Origin of the sequence: Paracidovorax oryzae ATCC 19882 (assembly GCF_000687165.1) — a bacterium.
GTDB lineage: Bacteria > Pseudomonadota > Gammaproteobacteria > Burkholderiales > Burkholderiaceae_C > Paracidovorax > Paracidovorax oryzae.
The window spans coordinates 39,887-55,386 of sequence record NZ_JMKU01000029.1 but is presented as its reverse complement, the minus strand read 5'-3'; the positions used below and the strand labels follow the sequence as shown (position 1 = coordinate 55,386).

The 15,500-nt window shown below is 70.5% G+C and carries 13 protein-coding genes; 10 read left to right on the top strand and 3 right to left on the bottom strand.

Annotated elements, in window-relative coordinates; translation table 11 throughout:
- Both T336_RS25405 and treF read left to right on the top strand, forming a co-directional pair.
- A partial coding sequence (locus T336_RS25405; RefSeq protein WP_035226582.1) for an IS30 family transposase occupies positions 1 to 472 on the top strand: 472 nt, incomplete at its 5' end.
- Positions 473 to 595: 123 nt separating this feature from the next.
- Entirely contained in the window at positions 596 to 2,281 is a 1,686-nt protein-coding gene (gene treF, locus T336_RS0119205; protein WP_244883996.1) for an alpha,alpha-trehalase TreF, read from the top strand.
- A gap of 112 nt (positions 2,282 to 2,393) precedes the next feature.
- Here treF and T336_RS0119200 read toward each other — a convergent pair whose 3' ends face one another.
- The gene (locus T336_RS0119200; protein WP_026433766.1) at positions 2,394 to 3,293 is read right to left on the bottom strand and encodes a LysR family transcriptional regulator; all 900 of its coding nucleotides are present in this window, start codon (positions 3,291 to 3,293) and stop codon (positions 2,394 to 2,396) included.
- A 131-nt stretch (positions 3,294 to 3,424) separates the two neighbouring features.
- Here T336_RS0119200 and T336_RS0119195 point away from each other — a divergent pair, with 131 nt between their 5' ends.
- The 7 genes from T336_RS0119195 to xth all read left to right on the top strand — a co-directional run bounded on the left by T336_RS0119195 (position 3,425) and on the right by xth (position 10,349).
- Entirely contained in the window at positions 3,425 to 4,162 is a 738-nt protein-coding gene (locus T336_RS0119195; protein WP_026433765.1) for an SDR family oxidoreductase, read from the top strand.
- Between the two features lie 125 nt (positions 4,163 to 4,287).
- On the top strand, positions 4,288 to 6,630 hold the full coding sequence (locus tag T336_RS0119190) for an ATP-binding protein (RefSeq protein WP_026433764.1): 2,343 nt from the start codon (positions 4,288 to 4,290) through the stop codon (positions 6,628 to 6,630).
- Between the two features lie 33 nt (positions 6,631 to 6,663).
- Positions 6,664 to 7,425 (top strand): methyl-accepting chemotaxis protein, encoded by a 762-nt coding sequence (locus tag T336_RS0119185; RefSeq protein WP_404821596.1) that lies wholly within the window; start codon positions 6,664 to 6,666, stop codon positions 7,423 to 7,425.
- Entirely contained in the window at positions 7,422 to 8,012 is a 591-nt protein-coding gene (locus T336_RS0119180; RefSeq protein ID WP_026433762.1) for a hypothetical protein, read from the top strand. The genes T336_RS0119185 and T336_RS0119180 overlap by 4 nt, the downstream gene beginning before the upstream one ends.
- Before the next feature lie 18 nt (positions 8,013 to 8,030).
- The gene (locus T336_RS0119175) at positions 8,031 to 9,020 is read left to right on the top strand and encodes a chemotaxis protein CheX (RefSeq protein ID WP_026433761.1); all 990 of its coding nucleotides are present in this window, start codon (positions 8,031 to 8,033) and stop codon (positions 9,018 to 9,020) included.
- Between the two features lie 63 nt (positions 9,021 to 9,083).
- Positions 9,084 to 9,449, top strand: a complete 366-nt coding sequence (locus tag T336_RS0119170; protein WP_013595419.1) for a response regulator — start codon at positions 9,084 to 9,086, stop codon at positions 9,447 to 9,449.
- A gap of 114 nt (positions 9,450 to 9,563) precedes the next feature.
- Entirely contained in the window at positions 9,564 to 10,349 is a 786-nt protein-coding gene (gene xth / locus T336_RS0119165; RefSeq protein WP_026433760.1) for an exodeoxyribonuclease III, read from the top strand.
- Between the two features lie 26 nt (positions 10,350 to 10,375).
- On the opposite strand, the gene T336_RS0119160 is transcribed toward xth, so the two are convergent.
- Both T336_RS0119160 and T336_RS0119155 read right to left on the bottom strand, forming a co-directional pair.
- The gene (locus tag T336_RS0119160) at positions 10,376 to 13,216 is read right to left on the bottom strand and encodes an excinuclease ABC subunit UvrA (protein WP_244883995.1); all 2,841 of its coding nucleotides are present in this window, start codon (positions 13,214 to 13,216) and stop codon (positions 10,376 to 10,378) included.
- A 225-nt stretch (positions 13,217 to 13,441) separates the two neighbouring features.
- Positions 13,442 to 14,707, bottom strand: a complete 1,266-nt coding sequence (locus T336_RS0119155; protein WP_026433758.1) for an MFS transporter — start codon at positions 14,705 to 14,707, stop codon at positions 13,442 to 13,444.
- A 219-nt stretch (positions 14,708 to 14,926) separates the two neighbouring features.
- Here T336_RS0119155 and T336_RS25400 point away from each other — a divergent pair, with 219 nt between their 5' ends.
- Positions 14,927 to 15,358 (top strand): nuclear transport factor 2 family protein, encoded by a 432-nt coding sequence (locus tag T336_RS25400; protein WP_051647332.1) that lies wholly within the window; start codon positions 14,927 to 14,929, stop codon positions 15,356 to 15,358.
- Positions 15,359 to 15,500 lie beyond the last annotated feature (142 nt).

The window sequence follows — 15,500 nt, the reverse complement described above, 5'->3', positions numbered from 1 at the left end:
CGACCTCATCAAGGGCGCCAACAACCGCTCCGCGGTGGGCGTACTCGTCGAGCGCAGCACGCGCCTGGTCCTGCTGTGCCGCATGCCCGATGCCACCGCAGAATCGGCCCTGGCGGCATTCACGGCCAAGCTCAACCAGGTGGCCCGGCCCATGCGCCAGACGCTCACCTATGACCAGGGCAAGGAGATGGCACGCCACCGCGAACTCGCCCAAGCCACGGGCGTGCGCGTGTACTTCTGCGATCCGCACAGCCCATGGCAGCGCGGCAGCTGCGAGAACACCAACGGGTTGCTGCGCCAGTTCCTGCCCAAGGGTACCGACCTGGGCGTTCACGATCAGGCCGCGCTCGATTCGATTGCTGACCTCATGAACAACCGCCCTCGCGAGACCTTGGGATGGCGCTCTCCCTATCAAGCGTTCCAGCAGTTCATGCAGGCCATTGCGCAGCGGCAGGACGCTACCATTCACTGAAACAGAAACTCCCTCTCAATCGAGGTGTTGCACTTCAGGTTTGAGACCGCCCCAGAACTCGGCCGTGGCCCGTCCGCCGTCGCGTTGCCCGAAGGCTTCATCCACCCGCACCTGACCCGCTGCATGTCCGCATTGCCCTCAAACACCTGCACACCAGAGCCCCGTGCGAACCATGCGGGGGCGCCCATCGAGGGCACCGCCCCCATCGACGCCACGCCAGCCGCCCGCGCCGCGGCCGCCCGCAGCGTTCCGCCGCCGGACACGCGCTCCCCGGCCGACCGCTACGAAGAGCTGTTCGTGCAAGTGCAGCGCCAGCGCGTCTTCGAGGATTCCAAGACCTTCGTGGACTGCGCGCCGCGCATGCCGCCCGAAGACATCCTGACCGCCTACCGCGCCGAACAGGGCCAGCCCGGGTTCGACCTGGCCGCCTTCGTGCACCGGCATTTCGCGCCGCCACGCAGCGGCTGCGAGCGCTCCACCGCGCCGCCGGGCCTGCCGCTGGCGGCGCACATCGACGCGCTCTGGAACGAACTGGCGCGGCATCCAGCCCACCATCCCCGGCGCGGTTCCCTGCTGGAACTCCCACATGCCTACGTCGTGCCCGGCGGCCGCTTCGTGGAGATGTACTACTGGGATTCGTACTTCACCATGCTGGGCCTGGTGCCCAGCGGGCGCCCGAGGCTGCTGCATGCGATGACGGACAACTTCGCCTACCTGATCGACACCTACGGCCATGTGCCCAACGGCACGCGTACCTATTACCTGAGCCGATCCCAGCCGCCGGTGTTCGCGCTGATGGCAGGCCTTTGCGAATCCACGCGGGGGCAGGGCGCCCACCGCTACCTGCCGCAGATGCTGCGCGAATACGCTTTCTGGATGGACGGCGCCGACGGGCTGGAGCCCGGGGGCACGCACCGGCGCGTGGTGGTCCTGCCCGACGGCAGCGTGCTCAACCGCTACTGGGACGACCGCGACACCCCGCGGGAAGAATCCTGGCGCGAGGACATGGAAACTGCCGCCGCCTGCACCCGTCCGGCGAACGAGGTGTTCCGCAACCTGCGTGCGGCGGCAGAGTCGGGATGGGATTTCAGTTCGCGCTGGCTGGACGACCTGGACGCCGCCGCCACGCGCACCGCCTGCCTGGCCGGCATCTGCACCACGCGCATCCTGCCCGTGGACCTGAACGCGCTGCTGCACGCGAGCGAGACGATGATCGCCCGCGTGAGCCGCGAGGCCGGTGATACCGCCACTGCGGAGGATTTCGAGGGCCGCGCCGCGCGCCGGGCCGGGGCGATCACCCGTTTCCTCTGGAACGACGAGGCCGGGGCTTTCCTCGACTACGACTGGCAGAACCGCGTGCCGCGGCCCGCCCTCACGGCCGCGACGGTGGCGCCGCTGTTCACCGGTACCGCCACGCTGGACCAGGCGCGCGCGCTCGCGGCGACGGTGCGGCGGCGCCTGCTGGTGCGCGGCGGCCTCGCCACCACCGAGATCTCGAGCGGCGAACAGTGGGACCGGCCCAATGGCTGGGCCCCGATGCAATGGATGGGCTCGCAAGGTTTCGCGCGCTATGGCGACCGGGACGAGGGCTGCCGCCAGTTGGCCGACGACATCCGCGAGCGCTGGCTCGCCACCGTGCGCCACGTGTACGACCAGGAAGGCCGGCTGGTGGAGAAATACGCGCTGTGCGAGAACGACTGCGATGCTTCCGCGGGGGGCGACGGGGGCGAATATCCGCTGCAGGACGGTTTCGGCTGGACGAACGGCGTGGTGCGGGCCTGGCTCGATGATCCGGCGTGGAAGGGCTGAGCTCCATCACTTGTGCTGCATGGCAGGTGCCGTTGATTGGCTGGTGGAATGATGTGGGAGGCGGAGCCGGAGCGCGGCAGTCCCCGGTAGGCTTGCGCGAGGCCCGCTTCAGTCAGCCCGCCTTGTCCGCCCACGCCCGCACGTGCTCCACCAGCGCCCGCAATTTGCGCGGCGTGTTCCTGCGGCTCGGGAAGTAGAGGTAGAAGCCCGGAAAGCGGGGCAGGAACTCCTCCAGCACCGGTTCCAGCTCGCCGCGCGCGATGTAGGGCGCGAAGGTTTCTTCCATGCCGATGGTGATGCCCGCGCCAGCCAGTGCGGTGCGGATCATCAGCAGCATGTCGTTCGTCGTGATCCGCGGCTCCACCGCCAGGTCGAAATCCCGGCCGTCCTCGCGGAACTCCCACCGGTAGGGGGCCACGCCCGGCGCGGGGCGCCAGCCGATGCAGGCATGCGCGAGCAGGTCGCGCGGGTGCCGGGGCCGGCCATGGGCCGCGAGGTACTGCGGGGTGGCGACCACCATCTGCCGCTGCGGCCCGGTGAGCGGCACGGCCACCATGTCCTGTTCGATCACCTCACCCAGCCGCACGCCCGCATCGAAGCCCGCCGCGACGATGTCGGACTCTTCATCCGTCACGGTGATGTCCAGCGTGACGCCGGGATGCGCCTGCGCGAACGAGGCGATCAGCGGTCCGGAGACGAAGCGTTCCGCGATCGAGGTGGCAGCCACGCGCAGCAGTCCGCGGGCCGGTCCGTCGGCGACGGCTTCTTCCAGCGCCGCGTGGACGGCCGAGAGCGGACCGGCGATCTGCCCGTGCAGCCGTTCCCCCGCTTCGGTGAGGCGCACGTGGCGCGTGGAACGCTGCACGAGCGCGACGCCAAGTCCGTCTTCCAGCCGCCGTATGCCCTGGCTCACGGCCGAGCGTGTGACGCCCAGGTGGTCGGCGGCCGCACGGAAGTTCTGCTCCTTCGCAACGGCGAGGAAGAAGCGCAGCAGTTGGAGGTCGGCGGGCATTGGCAAAAAATTCTAAACACCCCGGTCAGTGCCCGGGGAGTTCCGGCCGCCGCGGCGCGTCCCTAGATTCCGTGCAGGGCCGCCCGCGGCTCCTTCCCTCCCTCCACCTGCAAGGACCCAAGGAACTTCCCATGCAAGACAACCAACTCTCCAAAGTCATCCTCATCACCGGCGCCAGCAGCGGCATCGGCGAAGCCACGGCGCGGCTGCTCGCGGACAGCGGCGCCACGGTGCTGCTGGGCGCCCGCCGCACCGACCGGCTCGAGCGCATCGTGGCCGACATCACGGCGCGCGGTGGCACCGCCGAGGCTCGCGCGCTGGACGTGACGCGCCGCGCGGACGTCGAGGCCTTTGCCGCCCATGCGCTCGGGCGCTTCGGGCGCATCGACGTGATCGTCAACAACGCCGGCGTGATGCCGCTGTCCCCGATGGCCTCCCTGCGGGTGGACGAATGGGACCGCATGATCGACGTCAACATCCGCGGCGTGCTGCATGGCATCGCCGCCGTGCTGCCGGCCATGCAGGCACAGCGCTCGGGCCACGTGGTGAACGTCGCCTCCATCGGCGCCCATGCGGTATCGCCCACCGCCGCCGTGTACTGCGCTACCAAGTACGCGGTCTGGGCCATTTCCGAAGGCCTGCGCCAGGAGCACTCGGACATCCGCGTCACCACGATCAGCCCGGGCGTGACCGAGTCGGAACTGGCCGAAAGCATCTCCGACGAGAAGGGGCGCGAGGAAATGAAGGCGTTCCGCCGGGTGGCCATCGGCGCGGACGCCATCGCCCGTGCGATCCGTTTCGCCATCGGGCAGCCGGAGGACGTGGACACCAGCGAGATCGTCATGAGGCCCACGGCCAGCGCGCACTGACGCAACGGCGGTCACCGGCGCGCACCGGGCGGGCAGACGGCACATCTGCGGGGCTTTGTCATCCCCGCGCCATATGGAGATTCCATACTGGATGCATCTTGTTACATGCGTGGATCGCTGCTGCCATGACCGTCCGCTTGCGCATCACCCTGCTGATCGTTCTCGCCTTTCTCGCCTTGTGCTCCGTCGGGGGCTTCGCGCTCTACCAGTCGGCCCAGGGGGCCCGGCAGGTCAAGCGGGTGACGGAGGGCGTCGTGCCCAGCGCCATCCATTCCGTGGAGCTCATGGGCCAGCTCAAGGACGTGCAGATGGCCGCGCTGGGCATGGTGTCCGCGAACGACGCGGAGGCCGCGCAGAAACTGCACGAGCAACTGGTGGAGCGCAAGGCGGTACTGCAGAAGGCGCTGGACCAGCAACTGCGGGAGGCCGACAGCGATGCGCAGCGCGGCCTGGTGAAGGAGGCCGCCATGAGCCTGGAGAACTACTTCGCGGCCATCGACGACACGGCGCGCTTCAAGCTCGCCGGCCAGCAGGACGCGGCCGAGGCCTTCATGGCCGCCACGGTGGACCAGTACCTGCGCGAGCAGGGCCAGATGATCGAGGCCATCCAGGTGGAGAAGCGCCGCAGCAAGGACGAGGCCATCGGCTCGCTGAACGCGCAGCTGGAGCACACCACGACCACGCTGCTGGCCGTGGCCGCCGTCGCCATCCTCGGCCTGGCCGCCGCGGGCTACCTGCTCTACCGCCAGATCGTGCGCCCCATCCGCGAGATGGAACTCAAGATGACCGAGATCGCCACCAGCCAGGATTTCTCGCACCGCGTGCCCGTCACCCGCATGGACGAAATCGGCCGCTCGCTCACCGCCTTCAACGCGATGGTGGAGAAGATCCAGGAAAGCTCCGAGCTGGTGCGCCGCAAGACCGCCGACATCCAGGCCATGCTGCACACCATTCCCCAGGGCATCCTGACCCTGCAGGCCGGGCGCACCATCCACCCCGAATACTCGGACCACCTCGCGCGCATCCTGGAAGAGGACGCAATCGCCGGCCGCACGCTCGATGCACTGCTGTTCGACCGCTCCGGCCTGAGCGCCGATGCGCGCGCCCAGGCCCTCGCCGCGATCGATGCCTGCATCGGCGAGGACGAACTCAACTTCTCGTTCAACGCCCACCTGCTGCCGCAGGAGTTGCAGGTGCGCTTCGATGGCGACCGCGTGAAGATGATCGAGCTGGGCTGGTCGCCCATCACCGCCGCCGACGGCACCGTGGAGCGGCTGCTGCTGAGCCTGCGCGACGTGACGGAGTTGCGCGAGCTGGCGCGGGATGCCCAGGCGCGCAAGGAGGAACTGGCCATGGTCGGCGAGTTGCTGGGCGTGGCGGCGGACAAGTTCCGGCAGTTCGCCCACAGCTCCGCGCGCCTGCTGCAGGACAACCGGGCGCTGCTGGAGACCGCGGCATCGCAGCCCGATGCGCGCCCGGATGCCCTGGCGGCGCTGTTCCGCCACATGCATACCGTCAAGGGCAATGCCCGCACCTACGGCCTGCTGCGCATCGCCGACGCGGCGCACGTGGCCGAGCAGCGCTACGCCGCGCTGCGGGACGACCCCGCCGGCTGGGACGATGCCGCCCTGCCGTCCAGGCTGGAGTCCGAACTGGAGGCAGTGGCCGGGGCCCTGCAAGCCTATGTGCGCGTGAACGACGACACCCTGGGGCGCGGCGCGGGCCACGCGGTGGGTGATGCGCAGGCGGTGCGCCTGCCACGCGCCCGCATCGAGGCGTTGTGCGCGCGCATCGGCACCCTGGCGCAGGACCCCGGCTGCACGCCGGCCCACCGCGCAGCTCTGGAGCGCATCGCCGCCGCGCTCGCCGATGCCGACGCGGCCGGCCTGGACGAGGTGGTGGGTGGCGTGGCCGCCTCCCTGCCGGCGCTGGCCCAGGACCTGGGCAAGGAGGCCCCGGAGGTCGTCCTGCAGTCCGGCGTGCCCGTGGCCGTGAAGCCGCAGGCCGCGGACGCACTGCGCAATGCCTTCATGCACCTGCTGCGCAATGCGCTGGACCATGGCATCGAGCCCGCGGCCGAGCGCACAGCGCGCGGCAAGCCCGCCGCGGGCCGCATCCGCATCGGCGCCGCGCTGGATGAGGAGGAACTGGAAATCCGGCTCGCCGACGACGGCCGGGGCCTGGACCTGGACCGCATCCAGGCCCGGGCCCGCGCCCAGGGCCTGATCGCGGAAGACGCCGCGCCCGCGCCCGGGGACGTCGCCCACCTGATCTTCGCGCCGGGATTTTCCACGGCCGACGAGGTGACGGCCGTGTCCGGCCGCGGCGTGGGGATGGATGCGGTCAAGGCATTCGTGGAATCGCTGGGAGGCCGCATCCAGCTGGTGCTGGCCGGCGGCGCCCCGCGCGCGGCCACGCCGTTCGAGACCGTGCTGCGCCTGCCCGCCCGCTGGGCGGTGGCGGCCTGACGTGGGAGCAGGAGCGACATGATGGATGGCTGGATGCAACTCCTGGCAGGCTGCGTGCTGGGTGGTGGATGTGTGGCGGCCGTGGCCGCCTGGCTGACCGCGCGCCGCCGGTCGGTGCTGGAGCAGGCACGGCGGCAGGCCGCGGACAGTGCGGCGGCAGGGGATGCCGCGGCGCGCGAGACGGCCCGGGCGCTGGAGGCGCGCAGCGCCCGGCTGGAGGCCGAACTGGCCCAGGCCCGGCGGCAGTTCGACGATGCTGCCGCCGAATGGCAGCGCCGGCTGGAGGACGAGGGACACGCCTGCGAACACCGCCTGCGGGAGCGCGCCGGCCACACGCTCGGCCATGCGCTCGCGCAGGCCGAGGCACTGCGCGAACTGCAGGGCATCGGCAAGACCTTCGAGCGATGGCATGCCGACATGAGCACCCTCGTGGCCCACAACCGCAGCCTGCATGACAAGAACGACGCCTTCTCGCAGATCGTGCGCAAGATGGTGATCGTGGCGCTCAACGCCTCCATCGAGGCCGCACGCGCCGGCGTGGCGGGCCGCGGCTTCGACGTGGTGGCGATGGAGATGCGCGAACTCTCGGCCAGCGCCGAGCGCCTCTCGCGCGACTACCGCACCAGCCTCTACGAGAACGACCTGATCGCCACCACGACCTTCCAGGACATGCAGGCCGGCGGCAAGATGGTGATCAACGCCGCCATGGGGCTGGAGCTGGCCAACCGCCGCATCCAGGCCGCTCTTGGTGGCGGTGGCGGCGACGGGCAGGGCGGCATGCTGGAGACCGCATGACGGCACCAGCCCCTTCCGCAGTCCTTCCGGGCGGGTTCATCAGCGCGCGGGCACAGGGTAGCCTCGACCGCATGATGGTTTCCGCCCTGCGCCAGAGCGTGGTGCGCAGCGACGCCGTCGCCGTGCAGCCCGTGGATGCGCTGCCGGCCACCGGCGCCACGCACATGGCGGTGCTCTCCATCGCCTCGTTCTCGTTCCGCGTCGTCGCCGCGCTGCACTTCGACCACGGCCCGGCATGGCGCGGCTGGGTCGCCGGGATGAGCGGGCAGGAGGCCGGTGCCTTGAGCGACCAGGCGTTCCTCGACCGCGTCTGCGAGATGGGCAACCTCTGCAGCGGCGCCATCAACCGCGACCTGGGCGGCTTCCAGGCGTTCCTCGGCCTCTCCACCCCGCAGATCCTGGACGCGCGCTGCGCGCCGTACTTCACGCGCGCCGGTTTCGAGCATGTGCGGCATTTCCGCATGGACGTGCGGCCGGACCTGGCCATGCACGCCTCGCTCTGCGCGCGCGCCTATGCGCCGCTGGACTTCCACTGGGCCGGCCCCGAGCCGGAAGCGGTGGAGTCCGGCGAACTCGAAATGTTCTAAGCGACGAAAGACCATCCCATGACCACCCGCGACCCTTCCGAAGCCACCGCGCCGGCCGCACTGGAAAGCAAGGTGCTGGTCATAGAGACCGATGCCGCCGTACTCGACACCATCCGCGCCTTCTGCGGCGGCAACGCCCTGCAGGGGCACCGCGTGCATCCCCTCAACGTGGCCGGCGTGCTGCGCTCGCGCATCGACCTGGGTGCGGTCTTCGTCGGCGGCCGGCTGCAGGGCGCCGTCAGCGACGGCGTCGAACTCGCCCGCGAGATCGCCCGCCTGCGCCCCGAACTGCCGCTCTTCCTGCGCACCGACGGGGTGGAGCCGCTGCCCGACCTCGGTGCGCTTCCCTCCATCGTGCCCTATACCCTGGCGGACATCGGCGCGCTGCGCAGCGAACTCGACCGCAAGATCTTCGACCGCGTCTATCCGACCTCGCTGGTGCGCGCACTCGGCGAGATGACGCAGTCGGCCCTCGCCAGCCAGTTCAAGGGCATGGACGTGCGCATGGACCCGCCCTACGTGGTGCGCGACCGCCTCATCCATGGCGAGATGTTCACCCTGATCCCGATGGAAACGCCCTGGTGCCGCGGCTTCATGACGCTGCAGACCGATGCCGAATCGCTGCGCCGCGTCGTCTCCGCGGGGCACACGGTGTTCTCCGCCGAAGACGGCGCGGACTTCCGCAACCTGAACGCCCTGCTGGGCGAACTCACCAACCTCATCTGGGGCGGCTTCCGCAACCGCTACGGCACCGAAGGCGCGGGCGGCACCTTCGGCGTGCAGGTGCCCATCATCGTCAACCACCTGCACCGTTACATCAGCTTCGGCACCGAGAGCCCCCAGCTCTGCTTCAAGTGCCAGGCCTGGTCGCCGGACGACCCGGAAGGCACCACCGTCACGATCTACCAGCGCTTCGCCTTCAGCCTGAGCTGGGCACCCGAGCTCTACCGCGAGAGCGAGACGCTGCTGAGCGGGTTCGTCGAATCGGGCGAACTGGAGATGTTCTGAGCGGCGTCGTTTTCCTTTCTCTTTCCTTTGTCTTTCCCCTGTTTTTTCGAGGAGCATTCCACCATGGCCAACGTTCTTGTCGTCGACGATTCGAGCACCGTGCGCAGCGAAGTGGGCAACTTCCTGGGCAGCAACGGCTTCCAGGTCGCGCTGGCCGTCGACGGCCGCGACGGGCTCGCCAAGCTCAAGCAGCACAGCGGCATCAAGCTCATCGTGTGCGACGTCAACATGCCCAACATGGACGGCCTCACCATGGCCGAGCGCGTGCGCAGCGAACTCGGCAACCAGCGCGTGAACATCGTCATGCTTACCACCGAAAGCTCCCCCGCCATGAAGGAACGCGGCAAGGCCGCGGGCGTGAAGGGCTGGATCGTGAAGCCGTTCAACGGGCCGGCGGTGCTGGGGTCGTTCCAGAAGCTGGCGGCCTGAGAGCGCCTTTCCACCACGCCGTGCAGGGCTGGCGAAAGAACACGGCGACCACCTACCGCCACAGCGCGGGCGCGGCGTAGGCTTGGGGCCTCGAAAGAGCCCCATCCGCCCGCCATGAAAATCGCCACCTTCAACGTCAACAGCGTCCGCGCCCGGCTGCCCGCGCTGCTCCAGTGGCTGGAGGAGTCCCGCCCCGACGTCGCCTGCCTGCAGGAACTCAAGTGCACCGACGACGCCTTTCCGGCCGAGGCCCTCCGCGAGGCCGGCTATGGCGCGATCTGGCACGGCCAGAAGGCCTGGAACGGCGTGGCCATCCTCGCGCGGGGTGCCGATCCCATCGAGGTGCAGCGCGGTCTGCCCGGCGATGAGTCCGACAGCCAGAGCCGCTACCTGGAAGCCGCCGCGGGCGGCGTGCTCATCGCCTGCCTCTACCTGCCCAACGGCAACCCGGCCCCCGGCCCGAAGTTCGACTACAAGCTCGGCTGGCTCGACCGCCTCGCGCGGCGGGCCGGCGTGCTGCGCGACCGCCCCGAGCCGGTGGTGCTGGCGGGGGACTTCAACATCATTCCCACCGAACGCGACGTGTACAAGCCCGATGCATGGGTGGATGACGCCCTGTTCCGCACCGAGGTGCGTGAGGCCTTCCGCGCCCTGGTGGACAGCGGCTGGACCGACGCGCTGCGCGCGGTGCATCCCGACGAGACGGTCTATACCTTCTGGGACTACCTGCGCCAGCGCTTCCAGCGCAACGCCGGCCTGCGCATCGACCACCTGCTGCTCAACCCCGCGGCGGCCCTCTGCCTGCAGGATGCCGGCGTGGACCGCGACGTGCGCGGCCGGCCCCGGCCCAGCGACCATGCCCCGGCCTGGGTGCAGCTGGCGGGACAGGGCGGGGCCTGAGCCGCCGCCCTCCGGGACATCTAGCGTCAGGCGTCCGGCTCTCCGGCCAGCGCCCGCGCCAGGTAGGGCGCGGTGCGGCTGCCGTCCTGGCGCGCCACCTCGGCCGGCGTGCCCGCCGCCACGATGCGGCCGCCGTCGCCGCCCGCGCCGGGGCCCATGTCGATCACCCAGTCGCACGCCGCCACCACGCGCATGTCGTGCTCCACCACGACGACCGTGTTGCCCGCCGCGGCCAGCCCGTCGAGCTGCACCAGCAGCCGATCCACGTCCCCCGGGTGCAGTCCGGTGGTGGGCTCGTCGAGCACATACAGCGTGTCGCCACGCTGCGGGCGCTGCAGCTCGGTGGCGAGCTTGATGCGCTGGGCCTCGCCGCCGCTCAGCTCCGTGGCCGGCTGGCCCAGGCGCAGGTAGCCCAGCCCGATATCGCGCAGCAGCGCCAGCGGCCGCTGCACCGCGGGCTCTTGCGCGAAAGCCTCGCAGGCCGCGTCCACCGTCAGGCGCAGCACGTCGGCGATGTCCAGGCCTCTCCAGCGCACCTCCAGCGTCGCCGGGTTGTAGCGCGCGCCATGGCAGTCGGGGCAGGGCGCATACACGCTCGGCAGGAAGAGCAGTTCCACGCTCACCGAACCCTCGCCCTCGCAGGTCGGGCAGCGCCCCGCCGCCACGTTGAACGAAAACCGCCCCGGCCCGTAGCGCCGCCGCCGCGCGGCGGGGGTGGCGGCGAACAGCTTGCGCACCCCGTCGAACAGACCCGTGTAGGTGGCGAGGTTGGAGCGTGGCGTGCGGCCGATGGGCTTCTGGTCCACGCGCACCAGGCGGCGGATGCCCGCCAGCTCCACGATCCGCCCGGCCGTCGCGCCCATGGGATCGTCTGCAGCCCCGGGGTCGTCATCCTGCGGTGCGTTGTGGGGTTGCCCGCCCTGGCTTCCCTCCGCGGCGGAATCCTCGTCGTTCCGCGCGTCCGCCAGCGGCGAGCCCAGCGCCTGCGCCACGAGCTCCACCAGCGCGCGGCTCACCAGGCTGGATTTGCCCGAGCCCGATACGCCCGTCACCGCCGTGAGGCAGCCCGCGGGGAAGGCCGCATCGATGCCCTTCAGGTTGTGGCGCTCGATGCCTTCGAGCCGCAGCCAGCCCGCCACCTCAGGAGGCGTGCGTGGCGTGCGCTGCACCGGTGCCGGCCCGTCCCGTCCGGGAAACAGGTAGCGCCGCGTCTGTGATGGCTGCACCGTGGCCAGCCCGTCCGGCGGGCCGCTGTAGAGCACTTCACCGCCGTGCATGCCCGCGCCGGGCCCTACATCCACCAGCCAGTCGGCAGCCCGCATCGTGGCCAGGTCGTGCTCCACCACGAACAGGGAATTGCCCGCGCGCTTGAGCCGGTGCAGCGCGGCCCGCAGTGCCTCGCCGTCTGCGGGGTGCAGCCCGGCGGAGGGCTCGTCGAGCACGTACACCACGCCGAACAACTGCGAGCCCAGTTGCGTGGCCAGCCGCAGGCGCTGCAGTTCGCCGGACGACAGCGAGGGCGTGGAGCGGTCGAGCGTCAGGTAATGCAGCCCCAGCTGCGACAGTGCGGCGATGCGCGCGCCGATCTCCTGGGCCAGCCGCTGGGCGGCCAGCACCTTTTCTTCCGACAGGTCCGGCGTGCGGCGCACGTCCGGCGCTGCCGCATGGGCCGAGCCGCCCGCGGCCACGCGGCGCGCGATATGGGCCCGGTGGCTGTCGCCACCCGGGCGGGCCGGCGCGCGCGATCCGCCGGACGGGCGCAGGCTGTCGCCCAGCCGGCCTTCCGCCGCGGGCTGCAGCAGGCGGGCCAGTTCGCCGAGCGGCAGGCGCCCCAGTTCGGCGATGTCGTGGCCCGCGAAGGTGACGGACAGCGCCTCGGGCTTGAGGCGTTTGCCGCCGCAGGCCGGGCAGGGGCTGCCCACCAGGAAGGCCGCCGCGCGCTCGCGCATGCGGGCGCTCTGGCTGTGCGCGAAGCTGTGCAGCACATGGCGCCGCGCGCTGCTGAAGGTGCCCATGTAGCTGGGCGGCGTGCCGGCCTTGCGCGCCGCCTGCGCGGCCTTGCGGTCCAGGCCCGCATAGACGGGCACCACCGGCTGCTCGTCGGTGAACAGGATCCAGTCGCGCGTCTTGCGCGGCAGGTCGCGCCAGGGCACGTCCACGTCGTGGCCCAGCATGACGAGGATGTCGCGCAGGTTCTGCCCGCCCCAGGCGGTCGGCCAGGCCGCCACGGCGCGCTCGCGGATGGTGAGGCGGTCGTCCGGCACCAAAGACCGTTCCGTCACCTCGTACACACGCCCCATGCCGTGGCAGTGCGGGCAGGCGCCCTCGGGCGTGTTCGGCGAGAAGTCTTCCGCGTACAACATGGGCTGGCGCGCCGGATACTGCCCGGCGCGCGAATACAGCAGCCGCAGCAGGCTGGAAATCGTCGTCGCGCTGCCGACCGAGGAGCGCGCCGTCGGCGTGCCGCGCTGCTGCTGCAGGGCCACCGCGGGCGGCAGCCCGTCGATGGCATCCACCTCGGGCGTGCCGGCCTGGTCGATCAGGCGCCGCGCATAGGGCGCCACCGACTCCAGGTAGCGGCGTTGCGCCTCGGCATACAGCGTGCCGAAGGCCAGGGACGACTTGCCCGAGCCCGACACGCCCGTGAACACCACCAGCGCATCGCGCGGGATGTCCACGTCCACGTTCCTGAGGTTGTGCTCCCGCGCGCCGCGCACGCGCACGAAGCCGTCGATGGCGGGCGTGGCAGGCGTTGTGGCCTGGGGCGCGGGTTGCAGCGATGGCGATGGCTCCACAGCGGGCCGGGGTTCGCTGCGCGATGTGCGCCGGGATCTGGATGGGGACTGGGGCTTGGACTGGGAGGGCATGGAGGCCTTTCTTCCTCGGGGCTCGGGCCGCTGCCACCCGCCCGGCCTGCGCCGCGATGGCTCATCAGCGCGGCCGGCCCGGGCGCCGACACCGGGGCGGCAGCCACCGAAGCTCGAAGCTAGCACCGCCCGCCCGGCATCCGCGCCAGCGGCGCGGCCCGTCGTCGCGTAGGACGAGGGCACCCGGGCGCCGGGCCGGCGTCCATGGCGCCGGCCCGTGCCAGGTCAGGTCCGGGCCTTCTTGCGCGTATCGGGCAGCAGGGCCGTCGCCAGCCCCAGCAGTGGCAGGAACGACGTCACGCCGTACACCCACACGATGCCGTGGATGTCCGCCAGGTCACCCAGCCCCGCGGCGCCGATCCCGCCGATGCCGAACATCAACCCGAACATCAGGCCCGACACCAGCCCCACGCGGCCCGGCACCGCCTCCTGCGCATACACCACGAGCGCGGCGAAGGCGGAAGACATCACCAGCCCGATCACGACGGCGAGCACTGCCGTCCACGCGAGGCCCACATGCGGCAGCGCCAGCGCGAACGGCGCCACGCCCAGGAACGAGATCCAGATCACCGCCTTGCGGCCGATGCGGTCGCCCACCGGCCCGCCTGCGAACGTGCCCGCCGCCACCGCCGCGAGGAACAGGAAAAGGAACAGCTGGCTGGTCTGCACGCCCACGTGGAAGCGCTCGATCAGGTAGAACGTGAAGTAGTTGGTGAACGAAGCGATATAGACGAACTTCGCGAACATCAGCACGCAGATCACGGCCACGGCCCGCACCACGCCGGCCCGGTCCAGGCCCTCGCTGCCGCCCCGCGCCAGCCCCCGGGCCTTCGCCGCCCCATGGTGCCGCACCCACACCGTGAGGCGGTACAGCACGAAGATCGCCAGCAACGCCGCCACCATGAACCACGCGACCGCCGGCTGCCCGTGCGGAATCACGATCGCCGCCGTCAGCAGCGGCCCGATCGCCGTGCCCGTGTTGCCGCCCACCTGGAACGTGGACTGCGCCGTGCCGAAGCGCCCGCCCGAGGCCAGCCGCGCGATCCGCGACGCCTCAGGGTGGAACGTGGCCGAACCCACGCCCACCACCGCGGCGGCGACCAGCAGCATCGGATAGCTGTGCGCCACGGCCAGCAGCGCGATGCCCAGCAGCGTCATGCACATGCCCGCCGGCAGCAGGTAGGGCTTGGGATGCTTGTCGGTGTAGAACCCGATCCAGGGCTGCAGCAGCGACGCCGTCACCTGGTAGACCAGCGCGATGATCCCGATCTGCCCGAAGCTCAGCGAGAAATTCGCCTTCAGCATCGGGAAGATCGAGGGCAGCATCGCCTGGATCATGTCGTTGAGCAGGTGCGCGAAGGCCGCGCCGCCGACGATGGGGAGCAGGAAGCCCTGGGGCGTGGTGTCCTGCGTGGCTGGGGTGGCAGGGGCCGCAAAGGTGGGCGGGGCGAGAGGCGCGGGTTGCGCGGGGTCTGCGGTCGTGGCGGTCATCGTAGGGTGGGGAAAGGCTCTGGAGGCCGGCAGCCGCTGCCCTCCTTGGCGAAGAGTGCAGGAGCGGCGATAGAGGCAAGAAGCGGTGAGCGTACGCCGTCTGTCCATGGCAGGTTCGCGTGGATCTGCCAATGTCTGTCGTGATCCTGCCATTGCGCATGGTGCCGAACGCCAATAGCAAGGCATGGCGGGTCAGCGCGTTGGATGTAGGCTCGCCGCATGCATGGCGATGACACCGCGCTGCTCGCGCATCTGCAAGCCCTCGAAACAGAACTGCAACGGCCGGCGACCCGCAGGGATGCCGCGCGTCTCGACGCACTGCTGCACGGGGATTTCGGGGAGATCGGGCGATCCGGCGTGGCCTACACCAAGGCCGACGTGCTGGCGCAGTTGCCCCTGGAGGCGGCGCATGCCGACGTCGTCGCAGGCGGGTTTGAGCTGAGGCGGCTGGGCGAGGCGGTTGCGCTGCTCACCTACCGTTCGGCGCATCGGATGGAGGACGGGATGTTGCAGCGGCTGACCCTGCGCGCGTCCATCTGGGAAAGATCGGGAGGGCAGTGGCGCATGCGGTTCCACCAGGGAACCCCTGCCCCAGCTTCGGTGGGCAGCTTCGCCTGTCTGTCGCAATTTCTGCCGCCAGGCGGTTCCTGACGCAACTGGGTGCCATGTGATTCCTGGGGGTGACCCGGACGGGTGGAAACATTGCGATACAAGAATTTGGAATTTGCTTATTTCCTGTCGTTATACTTTCATCAAAACCGGCTCTCAGTGAAGCCACAACGCAGGCCACGTT

Coding starts and splice junctions, on each gene's coding strand:
- T336_RS0119180 (WP_026433762.1), top strand. CDS start 7,422: ATGACGGCACCAGCCCCTTCCGCAGTCCTTCCGGGCGGGTTCATCAGC.
- T336_RS0119195 (WP_026433765.1), top strand. CDS start 3,425: ATGCAAGACAACCAACTCTCCAAAGTCATCCTCATCACCGGCGCCAGC.
- T336_RS0119175 (WP_026433761.1), top strand. CDS start 8,031: ATGACCACCCGCGACCCTTCCGAAGCCACCGCGCCGGCCGCACTGGAA.
- xth (WP_026433760.1), top strand. CDS start 9,564: ATGAAAATCGCCACCTTCAACGTCAACAGCGTCCGCGCCCGGCTGCCC.
- T336_RS0119160 (WP_244883995.1), bottom strand. CDS start 13,216: ATGCCCTCCCAGTCCAAGCCCCAGTCCCCATCCAGATCCCGGCGCACA.
- T336_RS0119200 (WP_026433766.1), bottom strand. CDS start 3,293: ATGCCCGCCGACCTCCAACTGCTGCGCTTCTTCCTCGCCGTTGCGAAG.
- T336_RS0119170 (WP_013595419.1), top strand. CDS start 9,084: ATGGCCAACGTTCTTGTCGTCGACGATTCGAGCACCGTGCGCAGCGAA.
- T336_RS0119155 (WP_026433758.1), bottom strand. CDS start 14,707: ATGACCGCCACGACCGCAGACCCCGCGCAACCCGCGCCTCTCGCCCCG.
- treF (WP_244883996.1), top strand. CDS start 596: ATGTCCGCATTGCCCTCAAACACCTGCACACCAGAGCCCCGTGCGAAC.
- T336_RS25400 (WP_051647332.1), top strand. CDS start 14,927: ATGCATGGCGATGACACCGCGCTGCTCGCGCATCTGCAAGCCCTCGAA.
- T336_RS0119190 (WP_026433764.1), top strand. CDS start 4,288: ATGACCGTCCGCTTGCGCATCACCCTGCTGATCGTTCTCGCCTTTCTC.
- T336_RS0119185 (WP_404821596.1), top strand. CDS start 6,664: ATGCAACTCCTGGCAGGCTGCGTGCTGGGTGGTGGATGTGTGGCGGCC.